At 74.6% G+C, this 20966-nt stretch carries 14 protein-coding genes and 1 pseudogene; 14 read left to right on the forward strand and 1 reads right to left on the reverse strand.

What is annotated here, in order from left to right:
* Positions 1-524 precede the first annotated feature (524 nt).
* The 3 genes from D450_RS31575 (at position 525) to D450_RS0128335 (ending at position 3908) form a co-directional block, all read left to right on the forward strand.
* Entirely contained in the window at positions 525-1694 is a 1170-nt protein-coding gene (locus D450_RS31575; RefSeq protein WP_017542000.1) for an MFS transporter, read from the forward strand.
* A 259-nt stretch (positions 1695-1953) separates the two neighbouring features.
* The gene (locus D450_RS0128330; RefSeq protein ID WP_017542001.1) at positions 1954-3441 is read left to right on the forward strand and encodes a SulP family inorganic anion transporter; all 1488 of its coding nucleotides are present in this window, start codon (positions 1954-1956) and stop codon (positions 3439-3441) included.
* A 260-nt stretch (positions 3442-3701) separates the two neighbouring features.
* Positions 3702-3908, forward strand: a complete 207-nt coding sequence (locus D450_RS0128335) for a DUF2795 domain-containing protein (RefSeq protein WP_017542002.1) — start codon at positions 3702-3704, stop codon at positions 3906-3908.
* A gap of 146 nt (positions 3909-4054) precedes the next feature.
* Here D450_RS0128335 and D450_RS33920 read toward each other — a convergent pair whose 3' ends face one another.
* Entirely contained in the window at positions 4055-4303 is a 249-nt protein-coding gene (locus D450_RS33920) for a hypothetical protein (protein ID WP_017542003.1), read from the reverse strand.
* Positions 4304-4509: 206 nt separating this feature from the next.
* Between D450_RS33920 and D450_RS0128345 the strand changes: the two genes are divergently transcribed.
* From D450_RS0128345 to D450_RS0128390, 11 genes and pseudogenes are all read left to right on the forward strand, one after another.
* Positions 4510-4836 (forward strand): glutaredoxin family protein, encoded by a 327-nt coding sequence (locus tag D450_RS0128345; RefSeq protein WP_017542004.1) that lies wholly within the window; start codon positions 4510-4512, stop codon positions 4834-4836.
* 342 nt (positions 4837-5178) lie between these two features.
* The gene (locus D450_RS0128350; protein ID WP_241483302.1) at positions 5179-7056 is read left to right on the forward strand and encodes an NAD(P)/FAD-dependent oxidoreductase; all 1878 of its coding nucleotides are present in this window, start codon (positions 5179-5181) and stop codon (positions 7054-7056) included.
* On the forward strand, positions 7022-8752 hold the full coding sequence (locus tag D450_RS0128355) for an NAD(P)/FAD-dependent oxidoreductase (protein WP_239647566.1): 1731 nt from the start codon (positions 7022-7024) through the stop codon (positions 8750-8752). The genes D450_RS0128350 and D450_RS0128355 overlap by 35 nt, the downstream gene beginning before the upstream one ends.
* Positions 8749-9657 carry an NAD(P)/FAD-dependent oxidoreductase gene (locus D450_RS35080; protein WP_017542007.1) on the forward strand — a complete coding sequence of 303 codons (909 nt, stop codon included), beginning with the start codon at positions 8749-8751 and terminating at the stop codon, positions 9655-9657. The genes D450_RS0128355 and D450_RS35080 overlap by 4 nt, the downstream gene beginning before the upstream one ends.
* Positions 9657-10457, forward strand: a complete 801-nt coding sequence (locus tag D450_RS35085) for a hypothetical protein (RefSeq protein ID WP_241483303.1) — start codon at positions 9657-9659, stop codon at positions 10455-10457. The genes D450_RS35080 and D450_RS35085 overlap by 1 nt, the downstream gene beginning before the upstream one ends.
* Complete coding sequence (locus tag D450_RS0128365; RefSeq protein WP_017542009.1) at positions 10454-11353, forward strand: thioesterase II family protein; 900 nt, start codon at positions 10454-10456, stop codon at positions 11351-11353. Before D450_RS35085 ends, D450_RS0128365 begins: the two co-directional genes overlap by 4 nt.
* On the forward strand, positions 11331-17087 hold the full coding sequence (locus tag D450_RS0128370) for a type I polyketide synthase (protein ID WP_017542010.1): 5757 nt from the start codon (positions 11331-11333) through the stop codon (positions 17085-17087). The genes D450_RS0128365 and D450_RS0128370 overlap by 23 nt, the downstream gene beginning before the upstream one ends.
* A pseudogene (locus tag D450_RS35700) lies at positions 17071-17964 on the forward strand (DUF1702 family protein); the annotation flags it as partial. The gene D450_RS0128370 and the pseudogene D450_RS35700, both read left to right, overlap by 17 nt.
* A gap of 127 nt (positions 17965-18091) precedes the next feature.
* Positions 18092-19030: a DUF1702 family protein gene (locus D450_RS0128380; RefSeq protein WP_017542012.1), complete on the forward strand. Its 939-nt coding sequence runs from the start codon at positions 18092-18094 to the stop codon at positions 19028-19030.
* 4 nt (positions 19031-19034) lie between these two features.
* Positions 19035-20024, forward strand: a complete 990-nt coding sequence (locus D450_RS0128385; protein WP_017542013.1) for a DUF1702 family protein — start codon at positions 19035-19037, stop codon at positions 20022-20024.
* Entirely contained in the window at positions 20021-20965 is a 945-nt protein-coding gene (locus D450_RS0128390) for a DUF1702 family protein (RefSeq protein ID WP_017542014.1), read from the forward strand. The genes D450_RS0128385 and D450_RS0128390 overlap by 4 nt, the downstream gene beginning before the upstream one ends.
* Position 20966: the final 1 nt, after the last annotated feature.

Here is a 20966-nt window from a genome sequence, read left to right on the forward strand (position 1 = left end):
GCACCCGGGTCTGGTGATGGAACCCCTCCTCGCCGGAGGCATCGACCCGGGGGAGTAGTGCGGCCGCGTGGAGCGCGCCCCCGCCTGCACGCCTGAACCGGTCGGCAGGAACACGTTCGGCGCGTTCGTGTTCGCCCCTGACCACGTCTCCGCCAGGCGGATCCGCCGCCCTCGGCCGCCGTCCGGCGGTCGAAAAGGCGGTCCACCAGGGGCGTGGGCTCCGGATCCGCTCGGTGAAGCCGCGATGCCCGGGGCTCCGCTCACCGTCCGAGAGAGCTTTGACACAGTAGGAAAGGCGCACGGCCGAGCGGCCGTTGCACCTGAAGGGCCGCCGCGTCCACCGGGGCCCGTGTGTCCACCGACTTCCGATGATCCGATCATTCGCGATCGCGTCCCGGCAGGGGCGCGAGGTCTCATGAGGAGGACGCCTGACCACCCCCGACAGCGCTCGGACCGACGTCCCGACCACCCCTGAACGCTCACGCGCTCCCCGCACCGCGGCGCTGGTCGCGATGACGGGGGCCGTGCTCGCCCTGAGCGGTCCCGGCCAGACCGCCGGGATGTCCGTCTTCGTCGACCCGATCATCGCCGACCTGGACGTCTCCCGGTCGGCGGTGTCCACGGCCTACATGATCGGCACGCTGGCGGGGGCGGTGGCCCTGCCCTGGATCGGCCGCGCCGTGGACCGCTTCGGGGTCCGCGTCGTGCTGTCGGCGGTCGCCGCGGCCTTCGCCGTCTTCCTCGTCCTGCTGGCGGCCGCCCAGGGGCTGGTGGGCCTCACCGCCGGCTTCGTCGGCGCCCGCGCCATGGGGCAGGGCGGGATGACCATGATCGCCACCACGGCCGTGGCCATCGGCGTCACCCGCAACCGAGGCACGGCCGTGGGGGTGACCACCGCCGTGGGAACCGCCGGGATCTCGCTGTTCCCCCTGGCCACCGAGCGGCTGATCGCCGCCGTGGGGTGGCGTGAGGCCTTCGTGGCCGAGGCCGCGCTGATCGCCGTGGTGGTGCTGCCGATCGCGCTGTGGGGCCTGCGCGGCCTGGGGGGCGCCCGCGGCGCCGGGGACGGCGAGCCGGGGGAGGACGGCGGTGCCGCCGAGGCCTGGCCGCTGCGCGCGATCGTGCGCACCTCGATGTTCTGGGTGGTCAGCAGCGCCGTGGCGATCAGCGGGCTGGTCACGACCGCGGTCTTCTTCCACCAGGTGTCCGTCCTGGGGGAGCAGGGGCTCACCCCGGTCGAGGCGGCCGCGAACTTCCTGCCGCAGACCCTGGCCGGGCTGCTGGCCTCCCTGGCCTTCGCCTCGGCGACCGACCGCTTCCCGCCCAAGCTGCTGATCTGCGGCTCGATGACCGTCACGGCCGCGACGCTGGCGCTGCTGCCGCTGGTGGGGCCCGGATGGACGGCGATGGCCTACGGGGCCTCGCTGGGGGCCGCGGCCGCCGGGGCGCGCGCGGTGGAGGCGGCGGCCTTCCCGTTCTACTACGGCACGGCGAGCCTGGGCACGCTGCGCGGCCTCACCCAGTCGATCGCGGTCGGCTCGACGGCGGTGGGGCCCCTGCTGCTGTCGGCGGGGCGCGACGCCTTCGGCTCCTATGCCCCGGTGGTGCTCATGCTGGCCGTACTGCCCGCCCTCGTCGCGCTCGCGGCCCCCTTCGCGCGCACGCCCTCCCGACCCGCCGGAGCACGGGTGTGAGGGTGCTCTCAGGCGCTCCGGCGGAAATCTTCCGTAACGTGAGGGTAGAGTCGTGGTGTCGATGCGCCCTTAGCGGTTCTCTGCGGCGCGAGTGACCTTCTGTCCCGCATGTCCGGCAGTGTCGCCGGTACACGGCGTGCGGCCGCGAACGGGACGGCCCCGTGACCTGGGCCCGCCGACCGCGGGCGCCCCTCCGGGGACCGACGACGACCACCCGTACGAGCGGCGTGCCGTGCGCCGCCCTGCCCTGATTGGTTCCATGACCTTCCTGACGACGCTCACGCGCCGACGTCCCGCCCTGCCGCCTCTGCGCACGCTGAGGATCGAGGTGCTCGCCGGCCTCGTGGTCGCCCTGGCCCTGATCCCCGAGGCGATCTCCTTCTCGATCATCGCCGGGGTCGACCCCGGCGTCGGCCTGTACGCCTCCTTCGTGATGGCCGTGGTGATCTCCATCGTCGGCGGCCGCAAGGCCATGATCTCCGCCGCCACCGGCGCGATGGCTCTGGTCGTGGCCCCGCTCTCGATCAACCACGGGCTCGGGTACCTGGTCGCCGCGGTCGTGCTCGGCGGCGTTTTCCAGGTCGCGATGGGCGCCCTGGGCGTGGCCCGGCTGATGCGGTTCGTCCCGCGCTCGGTGATGGTGGGCTTCGTCAACTCCCTGGCCATCCTCATCTTCCTGGCCCAGGTGCCCGAGCTGCAGGACGTCCCCTGGGCGGTCTACCCGCTCGTGGCCGCCGCCCTGGTGATCATGGTGCTGTTCCCCCGCCTGACCAAGGTCGTCCCCGCCCCGCTGGTGTCCATCATCGCGCTCACGGCGCTGACCATCGGCGCGGGCCTTGCGGTGCCCACCGTCGGCGACAAGGGCGCGCTGCCCTCCTCGCTGCCGGTGCCCGGCATCCCCGACGTGCCGTTCACGATGGAGACGCTGACCCTCATCGCGCCCTACGCCTTCGCCTTCGCGCTGGTGGGGCTGATGGAGTCGCTGATGACGGCCAAGCTGGTCGACGACATCACCGACACCCACTCCAACAAGACCCGCGAGTCCGTCGGACAGGGCATCGCCAACATCGTCACCGGGTTCTTCGGGGGCATGGGCGGCTGCGCGATGATCGGCCAGACCATGATCAACGTCAAGACCTCCGGTGCCCGCACCCGGATCTCGACCTTCCTGGCCGGGGTGTTCCTGATGGTGCTGTGCATCGCCTTCGGCCCGTGGGTCTCCCAGATCCCCATGGCCGCCCTGGTCGCGGTGATGATCATCGTGTCGGTGTCCACCTTCGACTGGCACTCGGTGGCCCCCTCCACCCTCAAGCGCATGCCCGTGGCCGAGACCGTCGTCATGGCGGTCACCGTCGTGGCGGTCGTGGCCACGCACAACCTGGCGATCGGCGTGGTCACCGGCTCGGTCGTGGCCTTCATCGCCTTCGCCCGCCGGGTCGCCCACCTGGTCGACGTCTCCTCGGTCGCCGACCCCGACGGCGGGCAGGTCGTCTACGTGGTCAAGGGCGAGCTGTTCTTCGCCTCCAGCAACGACCTGGTGTACCAGTTCGACTACGCCGGCGACCCCGAGCACGTGGTGGTCGACCTGACGCACGCCCACATCTGGGACGCCTCCACGGTGGCCGCTCTGGACGCGATCGCCACCAAGTACGCGGACAAGGGCAAGACCCTGGAGATCGTGGGGCTGAACAAGCACAGCGCCGCACTGCACGACCGGCTGACCGGGGAGCTGGCGGGCAGCCACTGAGGCGGGGGAGGCCCCGCGTTCAACTCTTCTCTTACGTAAGGGTAGAGTTCGTGTGTTGGAGGCCGGAGCCGTTTCCGGCTGCGTACTCTCCGGCCTCCTCCCGGTGCAGTGGCCCGGGTCGGCCTCTTGAGCACCCACCCGGGCCACAGCACCGGACCACCCGCCGCCCCTGCACGGGGCCGACCGCTCCGGGCCCCGCTCGCCGCCTGGGACAGGCTCGCGCGCGAGCGCCCTTCACCCATGAGAAGGGAAGCACGCATATGACGGTGACCAGAGCCGAGATCGCCGACCCTTTGGAAGGGGCCTTCGCCTCCGGCCCGCAGAAGGGCGGAGGGCTCGCGTCGGCCGCCGAACTCCAGGGAGCGCGGCCGGAGGTCATCGAGCTCCTCGCCCGGCTGCCCGAGGGAACCTATTCCACCCTGCGCGACCTCTGGGAGCACCTGCCCGACGTTCCCCGCGGAACCTGATCCCTCAACGGGCGAAGCGGCGGCCCGGTGTGCGCCCAGCGTCGTCTCCGGGGCCGACAGGCCGTCCTCCCCCCGCCTCGTGCTGAGGTGAGCCGAGAGGGGCGTCGCCGTCACCCCCGGCCCGCTCTGCGCCTCGCGCTGCTGCGCTATGGCACCAGGCCGTTGACCACTGCGGTCTCCGTGCGAACGGCCGGCGCAGTGGGCAGGACAGCCGGCCCCGCCCCCTGGAGTGCGCGGGCGAGTTCGGCCTGCACCGTGGTGGCGGCGTCGATCACGGGGTTCTGGGGGCCCACCGGGCCGCCGTCGGCCTCCAGGCGGAACGCGGACGGGCCGTCCAGGTCCTCGATCTCCACCGGCACCGCCACCGCGACCCGGTCGGCCCCGAGGCCGACCACCCGGGTCCTGGCGGGCAGTCGGCCGCCGGCCTCCCCTCGCAGGGCCCGGCCCCGGTCACCGTTCGCCGGGGCCTCAGTCTGGGATGCGGACCCGCTGCCGCCGGGGCGATGTGTCGGCGCCCGGACAGAACCCGCGGCCGCCGGTGGGCCTGGCGACAGGATGGCCGGGTAGGAAGGCGGACGACGGGAGAGGCGGGAGGCCGAGGATGTCCGAGCACGAGGCCGGCGGTGGCGGGGCGGTCCTGTACTGGAGGCCCGGGTGCCCCTTCTGCATGGCGCTGCGCGGAGGCCTGCGCACGGTGGGTGTGCGCCTGAACGAGGTGGACATCTGGTCGGACGCGCAGGCCGCGGCCCGCGTGCGGACCATCACCGGCGGGGACGAGACCGTGCCGACCGTGGTCGTCGGGCCTGAGGAGATGGTCAACCCCTCGGTGGGCGCGGTGGTGCGTGCGGTGCGCGAGCACGCCCCGCACCTGGAGACCGGGCGTCGGGGCGGGCTGCGCGGGCTGTTCTCCCGCGTGCTGGGCGCCTGACAGGGGCGGACCCGCCCGGCCCCGTGTCGGGGGCGCGAGCCTGACGGGAGGCGCGCCCCACGCCCCCCGCGCCCCGAGCGCCGCGCCCCGAGCGTCGCCTCCGGGCGCCGCTTCCGCCGGTGCGCGGTGTCCGGATCCGGTCCGGGGCGGACGAGGGGGACGGTCTTCGCCCGACGGCCGTGCCGGGCCTTGTCCGGCGCCGTTGTGCCCGCTCAGTGCGTTCCGGTCCCGCCTGCGCATCCGCCCGGCGCCCGTCCCCGCGTTGTGCGCCGCCTCCTCCTTCCAGGAAGCGTAAGCCGCGTGCAAGCCGTATTTCCCACGATTTCATGCGAAAGGGGAAATATGACTTCAGAGGCACAATCGCGGGTCGGCGACCTGTCCCCCGAGCAGCGGGCGATGCTCGTGAAGTCGCTCCGCCGGCGCATCGGGCGCCCCGCCGACGGGCCCGGCCACTACGACGTCGTGATCCTCGGCGGGGGCGCCGCCGGGCTCACCCTCGCGCTGCAGCTGCACCGGACGCGCCCCGGCACCCGCATCGCCGTGGCCGAGCGGCAGCGCCACCCGGTCCCCGAGACCGCGCACAAGGTCGGCGAGTCCACCGTGGAGGTCGCTGCCCACTACCTGCGCGACGTCCTGGGCCTGCACGACCACCTCCAGGAACAGCAGATCCGCAAGTTCGGGCTGCGCATGTTCTTCAGCAGCGGCGACAACACCGACATCGCCCGGCGCGTGGAACTGGGCAGCTCCGCCTTCCCGCCGCTGAGCACCTACCAGCTCGACCGCGGGCGGTTGGAGAACGAGCTGGGCCGCCGCTGCCGCGCCGCCGGCATCGATTTCCTCCCGGGCGGCAGGGTGCTCCGGGTCGACCTCGCCGAGGAGGGGGAGGCCCACCACGTCCGCCTGCGCGACGACCAGGGCGAGCGCAGCCTCCACGCCGCGTGGGTGGTCGACGCCACCGGGCGCAACCGGCTGCTGCAGCGCCGGCTCGGCCTGGGCAAGGACGTGGGGCACACGGCCAACGCGGCGTGGCTGCGCGTCGGGGCCGCCATCGATGTGGGCACCTGGACGAGCGACCCGCTCTGGCACGCCCGCATCGCCGAGGGCGACCGGGCCCTGTCCACCAACCACCTGATGGGCCCCGGCTACTGGGTGTGGCTGATCGCCCTGTCCTCCGGGGCCACCAGCGTCGGCATCGTCGCCGACGCGCGGACGCACCCCTTCGAGGAGTTCAACACGCTGGACGGCGCGCGCGCCTGGCTGCGCCGGCACGAGCCGCAGTGCGCGGCCGCCCTGGAGGAGCACCGCGACGAGATCCGGGACTTCCGGGTCATGCGGGACTACTCCTACAGCGCCGAGCAGGTCTTCGACGGGCAGGCCCGCTGGTGCCTGACGGGCGAGGCCGGGATCTTCCTCGACCCGCTGTACTCGCCGGGCCTGGACCTGATCGCCATCGGCAACGGGCTCATCACCGACCTGGTCACCAGGGCGCTGGACGGCGAGGACGTGCGGGCCGCCGCCGCGGTCCACGACTCCCTGTTCCGGCGCATCGCCGAGATCTGGCTCGCCCTCTACGAGGACCAGTACACCCTGATGGGCCACCCCCGGGTCATGGCCTCGAAGGTCATCTGGGACACCGCCTTCTACTGGGCGGTGTTCGGCCTGCTGTTCTTCCAGGACGGGTTCCGCCGCCTGACCGACAGCCGCGTGGTCGCCGAGACCCTCTCCGGCCGCCTCACCGGGATCAGCAACCGGGTCCAGGCGTTCTTCCGCGAGTGGGCCTCGCTCGACGACGCCGGGCTCGAACCCCGGTTCGTCGACCTCTACTCGCCGCTGAACTTCATGGTGGAGCTGCACTCCGGCATGGCCGACACGCTCACCCCGGAGCGGTTCGAGGAGCGCTTCGAGGCCAACGCCCACCGCCTGGCCCAGTTGGCCGGGCAGCTGGTCAGCGCGGTGATCGACGCCTACGCCGCGCGCCCCGGCGACGACCGGGCCGTGGCGATGATCCAGCGCTGGCAGCAGGACCCCCTGATCGCCGACCTGCTGGCCGTCTACCGGCGCGAGCGCCACCGCGACCCCACCGGTGACGGCTGGATCACCGTGCGGCCGCCCCGTACGGGGCCGCCCGCGGCCGGCCCCGACCCGGCCCCCGACCACGACCGCGACGACGACGAAAGGCACCACGGTGAGCGAAACACCGACGAAGTCACCCTCACCTGACCGGGCCGACCGGTACGACGTGGCGATCCTGGGCGGGGGCATCGCCGGCCTGACCCTCGCCCTGCAGCTGAGCCGGACCGCCCCCGGGCTGCGGATCACCGTCATCGAACGGCAGCGCCACCCGGTCCCCGAGGCCGCCCACAAGGTCGGCGAGTCCAGCGTCGAGGTGCAGGGCCACTACCTGCGCGACGTGCTCGGCCTGCGCGAGCACCTCGAACACGAGCAGCTGCACAAGTTCGGGCTGCGCATGTTCTTCCCCCAGGCCGACAACTGCGACATCGCGCGGCGCACCGAGTACGGCCAGATCGACGAGGCGCCCCTGGCCTCCTACCAGCTCGACCGCGGGCGCCTGGAGAACCGGCTCGGGGAGTTCGTCGCCGACCGGGGGGTGGAGTTCCGCACTGGGTGCCGGGTCACCGGCGTCGAGATCGGGCCGGGGGAGGACGACCACACCGTCAGCGTCGGCGACGACGACGGCGGTGAGCGGCGCCTGCGCACGCGGTGGCTGGTCGACGCGACCGGCCGGTCCTCACTGCTCAAGCGCCGGCTCGGCCTCGCCAAGCCCCTGGACCACCGGGCCAATGCCTCCTGGTTCCGGATCGACCACCCGATCGACGTCGAGGACTGGTCCGACGACGACGCGTGGCGCTCCCGGGTCGGCGGCGGCCGCCGCCGGCTGTCCACCAACCACCTGATGGGCCCCGGCTACTGGGTGTGGCTGATCCCGCTGGCCTCGGGCTCCACGAGCGTGGGCATCGTCGCCGACGCCCGCGTGCACCCCTTCGACGGGTTCAACACGCGTGAACGCGCCCTGGCCTGGCTCGACGAGCACGAACCCCAGTGCGCCGCCGACGTGCGGCGCAACGCCGGCAGGATCCAGGACTTCCGGGTCATGAAGGACTACGCCTACGGGTGCAAGCAGGTGTACTCGGCGGACCGCTGGTGCCTGACCGGGGAGGCGGGCATCTCCATCGACCCCCTGTACTCCTCCGGCGGCGACCTCATGGCCATCAGCAACGGCCTGATCACCGACCTGGTCGAACGCGACCTGCGGGGCGAGGACGTCTCCGAGAAGGCGGTGGCCCACAACCAGGTCTACCTCGTCCTCGGCGAGATCTGGCTGCTGGCCTACCACCGCCAGTACCCGGTCATGGGCAACGCCCGGGTCATGGTCGCCAAGGTCATCTGGGACACGTTCATCTACTGGGCGGTCCCCGGTCTGCTGTACTTCCACGACGCCTTCCGGCGGCTCGACGAGCGCCCGCAGACCTTCGCGGGGCTGCACCGCGCCTGGACCGTGCACGCCCGCGTGCAGCAGTTCTTCCGCGAATGGCACGGGGTGGACGACGCCGCCTCCTCCGGCGGGTTCGCCGACCCCTATTCGCTGCTGGACCTCATCGTCGACCTGCACAACGGGATGGCCGCCGGGCTGCCCGACGACGAGCTGGAGGAGCGGTTCACCGCCAACGTCGCCCTCCTGGAGCAGCTCGCCGGGCAGCTGGTGGCCACCGTGACGGACCGGCTGCGCACGGCGGCGCCGGAGGCGGCCGCCGAGCAGATCGCGCAGTGGCGGGACGACCCGCTGCTCACCGAGCTGGTCGCCCGGTACCGCGAGCGCGACCCCATCGAACCCGTGGACGACGCCTGGATCACCCTCGGACGTCCGACCACGCGACCGGCGGAGGCGAGAACATGACCGAACCCCGCGGACCGTCCGCGCCCGAGGCCTACGACGTCGCCGTCGTCGGCGGAGGCGCCGCCGGACTCACGCTCGCCCTGGAGCTGCGCCGGAGCCGCCCGGACACCCGCATCGTGGTGGTGGAACGCCAGCGGCACCCGGTCCCGGAGACCGTCCACAAGGTCGGGGAGTCGACCGTCGAGGTCGCCGGCCACTACCTGCGCGAGGTCCTGGGCCTGGGCGAGCACCTGCGCAGCGAGCAGCTCGACAAGTTCGGCCTGCGCGTCTTCTTCTCCGAGGGCGACAACGGCGACATCGCCCGGCGTGTGGAACTGGGCCACTCGGAGGCTCCCCCCGCGGCGGTGGGCACCTACCAGCTCGACCGGGGGCGCCTGGAGAACGCGCTGGGGCGCGAGCTCCGCGACCGCGGGGTGCGCTTCCTGCCGGGGAGCAGGGTCGAATCGCTGGACCTGGGCGCCGGGGAGGACCACCGGCTCCTCGTGCGCACGCCCGACGGGGGCGAGCGCCGCATCGAGGCGCGGTGGGTGGTGGACGCGACCGGCCGGTCCTCGCTGCTCAAACGCCGGCTCGGGCTGGGGCGGCGGGTCGGGCACCGCGCCAACGCCGCGTGGTTCCGCGTCGGGCACCCCATCGACATCGCCGACTGGTCCGACGACCCGCAGTGGCAGGCCCGGATCCGGGAGGGGCGGCGGGAGCTGTCCACCAACCACCTGATGGGCCCCGGGTACTGGGTGTGGCTGATCCGGCTCTCCTCCGACGCGATCAGCATCGGCATCGTCACCGACCCCGATCTGCACCCCTTCGAGGAGACCAACCGGTTCGACCGTGCACTGGAGTGGCTGGGGGGGGGCGAGGCGCNGCCGTCACCGAGCACCGGGAGGAGGTCCGCGACTTCCGGGTGATGAAGGACTACGCCTACGGGTGCGAGCAGGTCTTCTCCGCGGACGGCTGGTGCCTGGCCGGGGAGGCCGGCGTCTTCCTGGACCCGCTGTACTCGCCGGGCCTGGACCTGATCGCCATCGGCAACGGGCTCATCACCGACCTGGTGGGCCGCGCCCTGGACGGGGAGGACGTCGAGGAGCGCGCCGCGATCCACGACCGGATGTTCCTGCTGATCACCGAGGGCTGGCTGGCCGTCTACGAGGACCAGTACCCGCTCATGGGCGCGCCCCGCCCGATGCTCGTCAAGATCATCTGGGACACGGCCGTGTACTGGGCGGTCGTCGGCCTGCTGTACTTCCAGAACCGGATCCGCGACCTGGGCGACCTGCCCGGGGTGGTCGCCGGGCTCGGGCGGTTCAGCGTCTGGAGCCGGGAGGTGCAGCGCTTCCTCCGCGAGTGGGGCGCCGTCGACGACTCCGCCGGTCCCGCCTCCTTCGTCCGCTTCTACGACTTCGCGTTCATGCCGCGGCTGCACGTGGGCATGACCGCCGACCTCGGCGACGGCGGCCTGGAGGAGCGGTTCGCCGCCAACCTCCGGTTCATCGAGCACCTGTCCGGACAGCTGGTGGCCACGGTGATGGCCGAGTTCGACGCCGACCCCGGCAACGCCGACAAGCGCCGCCTGCTCCGGCGGTGGCGCGGCAACGACGTCCTCATGGACCTCGTCGCCGTCCACGAGCAGGAGCGCTCCGCCGACCCCGTCGACGACGCCTGGATCACCCTGGGCGGCGACCTCCTGGCCTCCGGGGGCCGCCGATGACGCCCGGGCCGACACCCCCCGCCCCCGCGCTCCGGGAGAGGCTCGCCCGCCTGCCCCACGGGGAGCGCGCCGAGCTGCTCCGCCGGCTCCGGGGCCGCACGCCGGCCGCCCCGGACCCCGGCGCCTGGTTCGCGCGGCCCTCCGCGGGCGCGGCGCCGGCGCTGCGCCTGTTCTGCCTCCCCTACGCCGGCGGGGGCGGGTCGGTGTTCCGCTCCTGGGGCGCGGACCTTCCCGCCGGCGTCGAGGTGTGCCCGGTCCTGCTGCCGGGGCGGGAGGCGCGCCTGTCCGAACCCGCCCACCGGAGCCTGCCCGCCCTGGTCGAGGCGCTGCACCGGGCCATCGGCCCCCTGCTGGACGTGCCCTTCGCGTTCTTCGGGCACAGCATGGGGGCGCTGATCGCCTTCGAGCTCGCCCGCCGGCTGCGGCAGGCGGGGGACCCCCGGCCCGAGCACCTCTTCCTGGCCGCCTTCCGCGCCCCGCACCTGCCCAACCCCAACATCCGGATCCACCACCTGCCCGACGAGGTGATCAAGACCGTGCTCCTCAAGGAGGGCACGCCGCGGCAGGTCGTGGAGGACGACGCGGTGATGCGGAGCCTGCTCCCGACACTGCGCGCCGACCTCGAACTCTGCGACACCTACGACCACGTCCCCGGGCCCCCGCTGTCCGCGCCGCTGTCGGCCTTCGGCGGCCTGCAGGACGTCCGGGTGAGCGGCGGCGACCTCGACCAGTGGCGCCGCCACACGGCCGCCCGGTTCCGGCTGATCATGCTGCCGGGATCCCACTTCTTCGTGCACAGCGCCCGCGACGCGGTTCTCGCGGAGGTCTCCGCGGAGCTGGAGACCACCGTGACCAGGGAGAAGGAGCGTTCTCATGACCGACCGACCGGCGAGTGAGGGGCCGGAGGCGCCCATCGCCATCACCGGAATCGGCTGCAACCTGCCCGGCGGCGCCACCGGCCCCGAGGCGTTCTGGGAGATGCTGTGCGCCGGGGTCGACGCGACCCGGGACCTGCCGGCGGACCGGTGGGACGTCCACAAGTTCTCCCACCCCGACGGCGCCCGACTGGGCAAGTCGGGTCCTGTCCACGGCGGGTTCCTGGAGCGCGTCGACCGGTTCGACGCCCAGTTCTTCGGCGTCTCCCCGCGGGAGGCGGTCTGGATGGACCCGCAGCAGCGCCTGCTGCTGCAGGCGGCCTGGGAGGCCCTGGAGGACGGCGGCCGCTCCGGGACGGACCTGGCCGGCGGCGACACCGGCGTCTTCACCGGCGGCTTCACCCTCGACTACCAGCTGCTGCAGAACTACGGGATCTACAGCCGGTACCAGCTGGAGGCCCACTCGGCCACCGGAATGATGATGACGATGCTGGCCAACCGGCTCTCCTACGCCTTCGACCTGCGGGGCCCCAGCCTGGCCGTGGACACCGCCTGCTCGGGGTCCCTGGTCGCGGTGCACCTCGCGGTGCAGAGCCTGCGCAGGGGCGAGTGCTCGGCGGCCCTGGCCGGCGGGGTCAACGTGATGGCCGCCCCCACCATGACGATCGCCGAGTCCAAGGGCGGCTTCCTCTCGCCCGAGGGGCGCTGCCGCAGCTTCGACGCCGCGGCCGCCGGGTACGCCCGGGGGGAGGGGGCGGCGATGGTGCTGCTCAAGCCCCTGGACCGCGCCCTGGAGGACCGTGACCCGGTCTACGCCGTCATCCGGGGGACGGCCCTCTCCCAGGACGGACACACCGGCGGGATCACCGTCCCCAACGGGGACGCCCAGCAGGCCGCCATGCGCACCGCCTGCCGCCGGGCCGGCATCGCCCCCCGCGAGATCGACTACGTGGAGGCCCACGGCACGGGCACCCCCGTGGGTGACCCGGTCGAGGCCCACGCGATCGGCAGGGCGCTGGCCGCGGACCGCCCGCCCGGGGCGGCGCCCCTGCTGATCGGATCGGTCAAGACCAACATCGGGCACCTGGAGGCCGCGGCCGGGGTCGCCGGACTCATCAAGGCCGCACTGTCCCTCAAGCACCGCCGCATCCCCGGCCAGCTGCACTTCAACGAGCCCAACCCCGACATCCCCTTCGAGGAGCTGGGGCTGCGGGTCCAGACACGGCCGGGGGAGTGGCCGGCGAAGGCCGGCCCCCGCTGCGCGGGCGTCAACTCCTTCGGGTTCGGCGGCACCAACGCCCACGTCGTGCTCCAGGAGGCACCGGCCGAGGAACCGGCCCCGGCGCAGGGCGCGGACGGCGACGGCCGCAGGTACCTCGTCCCGCTGTCGGCGCGCAGCCCCGGCGCCCTGACCGACATGGCGCGCTCGCTCGGCGACGCGCTCACCGGGCACGGCCACGCCCTGCGGGACGTGGGGTACACCCGCAGCCGCCGCCGCGCCCACTTCGAGCACCGGGCGGCCGTGGTGGCCTCCACCCCGGCCGAGGCGGCCGAACGCCTGGCCGCCCTGGCCCGGGACGAACCCGGGCCAGGAGCGGTGACCGGCCAGGCCCCCTCCGGCGAGCGGCCCCGGACCGCCTTCGTCTGCTCCGGGATGGGCCCGCAGTGGTGGGCGATGGGCCGGCGGCTGATCGAGACCGAGCCCGTCTTCCGCGCCGCCGTCGAACGCTGCGACGCCGAGATGCGCACCTACACCGACCGCTCCCTGATGGCGGAGCTGTGCGCGGACGAGGAGTCCTCGCGCATGGCCGAGACCGAGGTGGCCCAGCCGGCCAACTTCGCGCTGCAGGTGGGGCTCGCCGAGCTCTGGCGCTCCTGGGGCGTGGTGCCCGAGGCGGTCCTGGGGCACAGCACCGGGGAGGTCGCGGCCCAGTACCTGGCCGGCGTCCTCGGCTTCGAGGACGCCGTGAAGGTGACCTACCACCGCAGCAGCCTCCAGCAGCGCGCCACCGGCACCGGGCGCATGCTCGCCGTGGGCATGACGCCCGAGACCCTCGACAAGGCGGTCGCCGACGCCGGCCCCCGGGTGTCGGTCGCCGCCGTCAACAGCCCGGGCGCGGCCACCCTGTCCGGCGACGCCGAGGTTCTGGAGGACATGGCCGCCCAGCTGGAGACCTTCGGGGTCTTCCACCGCTTCCTCCCGGTCAAGGTCCCCTACCACAGCCCCGCCATGGACGTGCTGCGCCCCGACCTGCTCCGCGCCCTGGAGGGCCTGCGGCCGCGCAGCGCCGCACTGCCGCTGTACTCGACCGTCACGGGGTGCCGGATCGACGGCGGGGGCGCCGACGCGCACTACTGGTGGCAGAACGTCCGCGCCACGGTGCTGTTCGCCGCCGCCTTCCGGCAGCTCCTCGCCGACGGCTACACCCGCATCGTGGAACTGAGCCCCCACCCGGTGCTGGCCGGGGCGATGCGCGAACTGATCGCCGAGCACGGCGGGGACGGGGCCGTCGTCCCCTCCCTGCGCCGCGACCGGCCCGACGACGCCGTGATGCTGGAGTCCCTGGGGCGGCTCTACACCCTCGGCCACGACGTGGCGTGGGACCGCTTCTACGGCGAGGACGCGCGCTTCGTGCGGCTGCCGACCTACCCGTGGCAGCTCCAGAGCCACTGGAACGAGCCGGCCGAGGCCACCGAGGACCGGCACTACGACGAGGTCCACCCGCTCATCGGACAGCGCCTGGCCGCGGCCCGCCCCACCTGGGAGCGGGAGATCGGCACCGGGGCCCTGCCCTACCTGGCCGACCACCGGGTGCAGGGGACGGCGCTGCTGCCCGGTGCGGCGATGGTGGAGATGGCGGCCGCGGCGGCCAGGGACGCCTACGGCGAGGCCGACTACAGCGTCGAGTCCCTCGACCTGCGCAAGGCGCTCGTCCTCGGGGACGCCTGCGACCCCCGGGTCCGCACCACCCTCCACGAGGACACCGCGACCGTGGAGATCGCCGGGTACTCCGCCGACCGGGAGGCGGACCGGCGCTGGACGGTGCACGCCTCCGCCCGGCTGAGCCGGCGGCGCCCTGAGCGGACCCGGCGCGACCTGGACCGGGCCCGCGGCGCCTGCCGGCGGCGCCTGGACCACGAGGAGGTCTACCGGCGGACCGCGGCCATGGGCCTGGAGTACGGGCCGAGCTTCCGGGCCGTGCAGGAGGTCGCCACCGGTCCGGACATCGCCGTCGGCCGGATCGCGGTTCCCGAGGGCCTGCGCGACGACCTGGCCCGGTACCGGTTCCACCCCTGCCTCACCGACGCCGCGTTCCAGGTGCTGCTGGCCGCGGCCGTGCCCGCGGACGCCGACGGCGGCGCCGCGCCCTACCTGCCCGTCGGCATCGACCGCGTCAGCGTCCTGGCGCCGCCCGCGGCCGAGATGTACGCGGTGGCCGAGGTCACCGGCGCCGACGAGCACACCGTCGTCAGCGACATCGCCCTGTGCGACGCCGACGGCCGCGTCCTCCTCGACGTCCACGGGTTCCGCGCCCGGTCCCTGGAGAGCGTGTCGGGCCTGAGCCCCGAGCGCATCGACGCCGGACTCTACGAGCTGCAGTGGCAGCGGGCACCGGCCGAGGAGGCCGCCGGCGCCCCGGTCGAAGAGGCCGCCGGCCAGGGCGCCGGCCCCGCCGTCGACGGGGGCGCCGAGGCGGCCGCGGAACCGGCGGGGGAGGGCCCCTGGCTCGTCTTCGCCGACCGCGCCGGCGTGGCGGCCCGGCTCCGGGAGCGGCTGGCCGCCACCGGGCGCCGCTGCCTGCTCGTGCACCACGCCGACGTGCCCGAACCCGTCCCGGACGGCGAGGACGCGCTCACCATCGACCCCGCAGCGCCCGACCACTACCACCGGCTCGTGCGCAGGCTCGCTCCGCTCACCGACGGGGACGCCCCCGCGACGGTGGTGCACCTGTGGAGTCTGGACGTCCCGGACGAGGCCGCCCTGAACGAGGACGCCCCGGACGGCGGCGCTCCGGACGGCGGCCTCCAGGACGGCGAGGACACCGGGGTGCTCTCCGTCGTGCACCTGATGCAGGCGCTCTCCGACGAGCACGCGCCGGCCGCGCGGGTCTGGCTGGTCACCCGGCGGGCGCAGCCCGTCGGCGGCACGCCCGTCGCCGTGGAGCAGGCGCCCGTGTGGGGGCTGGGACGGGTGGTCGGGCACCAGGAGTTCGCCGGCCGGTGGGGCGGCCTGGTCGACCTCGACGACGGCGACCCGGCCGACCAGGCCCGGCGCCTGGTCGAGGAGGTCACCGGCGGTCACGGGGAGGACCAGGTCGCCTTCCGCGAGGGGCGGCGCCACGTCGCCCGCCTGGTGCCCGCGGGGAACCTCACCCGGCCCTTCCCCCTCACCCTGCGCCCGGACGGCGCCTACCTGGTGACCGGAGGGCTGGGGGCGCTCGGGCTGCTCGTCGCCCGCCTGCTCGCCGACCGCGGCGCGCGGAACCTGGTCCTGATGGGGCGCACCCCCGTGCCGCCCCGCGGGGAATGGGCGGGGATGGGCCCGGACCACCCCCGGCGGCACCTCGTCGACGCCGTCCTCGACCTGGAGCGCCGGGGCGCCACCGTGCACTGCGCCGCCGTCGACGTCGCCGACGGCTCCCGGCTGCGCGCCTGGTACCGGGGATGGGAGCGCGATCTGCGCCCGCCGATCCGCGGCGTCGTCCACACCGCGGGCGTGGTGCAGGACGAGCTGCTCACCCGGATGAGCCGGGAGGCCTTCCAGCGGGTGCTCCGGCCCAAGGCGGCGGGCGGCCGGAACCTGCACCGCCTCTTCCGGGACGCCCCGCTGGACCTCTTCGTGCTGTTCGGCTCCACCGGTTCGGTCATCGCCTCACCCGGCCAGGGCAACTACGCGGCGGGCAACGCCTACCTGGACGCGCTCGCCCACCACCGGCGCTCCCTCGGGCTCCCCGCCCTCACGATCGGCTGGGGGCCGTGGTCGGTGGGCATGGCGGAGGACCCCAGGCTGGCGCAGATGTACGAGCGCAAGGGGATCGGGATCATCACCCCGGAGAACGGGATGCGCATCCTGGAGCGCGTGCTGGACCAGGCGCCCGCCCACCTGGTGGCGGTCTCCGTGGACTGGCCGACCGCCCGCCGGGCGGCGCACGACCGGCTACCGCCCATGTTCGCGCAGGTCGGAGCCGAGGAGGACGCGGAGGCGGCCCCCGACACCGGTGCCTCGGTCCTGGACGCCCTGCGCCGGAGCCCCGCGGCGGGGCGGCCCGCCGNGCGCGAGATCACGGCCGCGGTCCTGCGGCTCGACCCCGCGGGGTTCGGGGACGAGGAACCGCTCTCCGGGCTGGGGGTGGACTCGATGATGGCGGTCGAGATGAAGCACCGCATCGACGCCGAACTGGGCATCGACGTGCCGGTGCTCGACCTCCTGGAGGGCACGTGCATCGCCGGCCTGGCCGACCGCACGCTGGCGATGCTCCGCCTCGCCGACGCCGACGCCGACGCCGAGAGCGGGGGCGGGGAACCGGGGCCCGGCCCCGATCGGCCGCCCGCTGCTCAGGGCGCCGCCGGACAGGACCCGGCGGCGGACGAGCTGGAGGCCCTGCTGGCCCAGCTCCCGCCCGACAGCCTGGAACAGATCCTCGAGGAACTCGATGAGCTCGACGAACTCGACAGCGCCCCCGACACCGACCCCCACAGCGCCCCCGACGGCGCCGAGCCGAGCGGAGCCCAACGCGATGAATCTGTCAGCTAGCCGCCTGCGCCGCGCCGTGATGGGCGTCTCGGACGCGGAGGCCACCTCGTTCAGCCGGGGCGACGGGCCGGTCTGGAGCCACCTGGAGGCCGCGGTGCGCACCGCGGTGGGCGGCTACCACTGCGTCCTCGACTCCAGCCGGTTCGAGGACCTCGTGCCGCGCCTGGACCGGACCCCCCTGGAGCTGCGCGGCTACGCCTACGAGGGGGCGGCCATGGGACTGACCGGGCTGGACTGCTTCCTGCCGGGCCCCTCGCGCTTCCGCGCCTATCTCCGCGGTCCCGGAGAGCCCCACGTGTACATGGCCCACATCGGGGCCGGGGAGGCGCTGGCCCGCCTCCGCCGGCGCCCCGAACGCTTCCTGGCCCGCCTGGACGACCCGGTCCTGAAATGGCTGGTGATGGACGGCTACGGCTTCCACGAAGGGTTCTTCAAGCCCGCGCGCTTCGTGGCGCGGCAGCATGTCCCCCGCCACCTTTCCCCCTACGCCCGACGCGTCTTCGACCAGGGGGTGGGCCGCAGCATCTGGTTCACGGCCGGGGCCCAGGTCCCCCTGATGGCCCGCCTCGTCGGACGGTTCCCTGCGCGGCGGCACGCCGACCTGTGGCTGGGCCTGGGGGTGGCCTGCGGCTACGTGGGAGGCGTGGACCGCGGCACCATCGAGGACCTGCGCGCCGCCGCCGGGGCGCACGCGGCGCGGCTCGCCGTGGGGACCGCCTTCGTCGCGAAGGGACGGCACCTGGCCGGCAACCCGGTCGCCGACACCGACCTGGCCTGTTCGGTGCTCTGCGGCGGAGCGACCAGCGCCCAGGCCGCGCGCCTGGTCGACCAGGCCTTCACCGACCTGCCCGCCGGCCCCGTGCCCGGCTACGAGGTCCTCCAGCGGCGGGCNCCCGACAAACCGCCGAGCGGCCCGCCGAGTGGCCCACTGAGCGGCCGAGTGAGCGGCCGGACCACGTGCCGGCCGAACGACCGGGCGAAGCGCCCGCGAAGGAGGACGTCCGGTGACCCTTGCCGGCACCCTGCTCAAGCCCTTCTTCTCCGTCACCCCCGCCGACCTGCCCCCGGGGGCCGCCGGCGACGCCGCGTCGGCGCGGCGCATGCGCCACGTGGTGTTCACCGTCACCGAGTGCTGCAGCCTCGCCCTGCTGCACCCCGGCGGGCGCTCCCTGGTGCCCCGCCTGGACGCCTACCCCGACGAGCTGCGCGGCTTCGCCTACGAGGGCGCCGGGGTGGGACTGGCCGCGCTGGACCACTGGCTGCCGTGGAAGCGGCGTGTCCGGCGGTTCGTCGCGGGGGCCGGCCGGCCCTACCGCTATGCCGTGTACCTCGGGGCCGGAATGGGCCTGGCCCGCATGCGCCGCGACCCCGAGGGGTGCCGCCGGCGGCTGGCCGACGACGTCCTGAGCTGGGCCGTGCTCGACGGCTACGGATTCCACGAGGGCTTCTTCGCCCACCGGCGGCACGTCCAGGAACAGGCGGTGCCCCCGCACCTCAGCGGCTACGGCGCGCGCGTGTTCGACCAGGGGCTCGGGCGCGGCGTCTGGTTCGCCACCGGTGCCGCCCCCGGGCGCATGACCGCCGCGGTCGACGCCTTCCCCGAGTCCCGCCGCGGCGACCTGTGGGCCGGCATCGGCCTGGCGTGCGGCTACACCGGCGGCGTCGGCGCCGACACCGTGGCCGCGCTGCGGGAGCGCGCCGGCCCCTTCGGCGCGCGGCTCGCCGAGGGGGTGGCCGTGGCGGCCTGGGCGCGCCACCAGGTGGGCAATCCGGCCGAGCACAACGAGACGGCGTGCTCGCTGGTGTGCGGGCTCACCAGCGCTGAGACCGCGAAGGTCGCCGAGGAGGCGCTCCGCGGGGTGCCCGGCGACGACGTGGTGCCCGCCTACGAGGTCTGGCGCCGCCGGCTCCGCATCCGATTCGCCGAACCGGCAAGGAGGTAGCCCGATGCCCCTCTCCCCGGGATCACTGATCCGACCCTTCTTCGGCCTCGACGCCGATTCGTTCCCGAAGCTGGCCGCCGAGCGGTTCGGTCCCCAGGAGGACATGGACCGGACCTGGCGCACCTTCGAGCCCGTCGCCCGCACGCTGGTCGACGCCTTCTCCGCCGCCCTCGACACGCCCCGGCACGAGGACCTGGTGCCCCGGCTCGACGCGGTCGACCCCGAGCTGCGCGGCATCGCCTACGAAGGCGCCGGCATGGGCCTGATGCTGCTCGACAGCCTGGTCCCCGGCAGGCGGCGGCTGCCGCGCTTCGTCCACGGCCCCGGCGCCCCCTACCGCTGCCTGGTCTACATCGGCGCGGGCCTGGTCCTGCCCCGCGTCCCCGCCCGCCCCGACCGCTTCCTCCGACGCCAGGACCCCTTCCTGCGGTGGCTGGTGATGGACGGCTACGGCTTCCACGACGGCTTCTTCGCCTGGCGGCGCACCGTCGAGGGCCGCAGCGTGCCCCGGGACGTGCGCGGGTACGCCCGCCGCGCCTTCGACCAGGGGGTGGGGCGCAGCCTGTGGTTCTCCACCGGGGCCGGGCCCGACCGCATCATCGCCACCATCGACGGCTTCCCCGCCTCCCGCCGGGCGGACCTGTGGAGCGGCATCGGCCTCGCCTGCGCCTACGCGGCCGGGGTGATGGACCGGGACGCCGTGCGCGCCCTGCTCGAAGCCGCCCGGGAGCACGCGGCCGACATCGCCGTGGGCACGGCGCTGGCCTCGGTCTTCCGTGAGCAGTCGGGGCTGGTCGCGCCGCACACCGACGTCGCCTGCGACGTCGTGTGGGGCCAGGACGCCGCGGAGGTGGCCGCGACCGCCCACCGCGCCGGACGCGGGCTCCGGGACGCACCCGGGCGGCCCGCCTACGAGCACTGGCGACAGCGGATCCGGGACGCCTGGCCGCATTCCGCCCCCGCCCCCTCGTCCGCCAAGGAGCTGCACGTATGACCGCGATCGGACGGCTGCGCAGGGCGGCCTTCGGCATCCCGTCGGCGCAGGCGGTGTTCTCCCGGCCGGGCTTCGCCCCCGAGGCGTGGCAGCGTTTCGCGCCGGTCGCCCGCTCACTCATGGAGGGCTACCACGCCTCCTTGGAGGATCCCCGCCTCCCCGCTCTGGCCGCGCGACTGGACGCGGTCGACCCCGAGCTCCAGGGCTTCGCCTACGAGGGCGCGGGCATGGGCCTGGCGGCGCTCGACGCCGTGGCGCCCTGGAAGCGCCGGCTGCCCGCCTTCATGGCCGGGCCCGCGGCACGGCACGCCTATCCGGCCTATGTCGGCGTCGGGCTCGCCTTCGCCCGGCTGCGCCGTGGCCCCGAGGCGCAGCTGGCCCGGCTCGACCCCTTGCTGGGGTGGGTGACCGCGGACGGGTACGGGTTCCACGAGGCCTTCTTCCGGCGGCGGCGCTACGTGCTGCACCGTGCCGTGCCCACCCACCTGACCGAATACGGCCGCCGCTGCTTCGACCAGGGGGTCGGCCGGGCGCTGTGGTTCTCCGCCGGAGCCCGGGTCCCCTTGGTGGCGCGCCTGGTCGACGGCTACGCGCCCGAGCGCCGTGCGGACCTGTGGGGCGGGGTGGGACTGGCCGCCTCCTACGGCGGCGGCGCCGACGAGCGCTCCCTGCGCGACCTCAGGGACCGCGCGGGCCCGCACGGGGTGCGCCTGGCACGCGGGGCGGCGACGGCCGCCTGGGGGCGCCGGCAGGCCGGCGGATCCGCGCCGCACACCGAACGCGCCTGCCGGGTCTTCTGCGGACTCGGCGGCGCCGGGGCGGCGCACGCGGTGGAGGAGGCGCGGCGGGACCTGCCGGCGGTCAGCGTGGAGCCGCCCTACGAGATCTGGCGGCAGCGGATCGAGCACGCACTGGCGGCCGCGGCCGCCCCGTCCCCCTGAG

The organism is Nocardiopsis halophila DSM 44494, assembly GCF_000341245.1.
Lineage (GTDB): Bacteria > Actinomycetota > Actinomycetes > Streptosporangiales > Streptosporangiaceae > Nocardiopsis_A > Nocardiopsis_A halophila.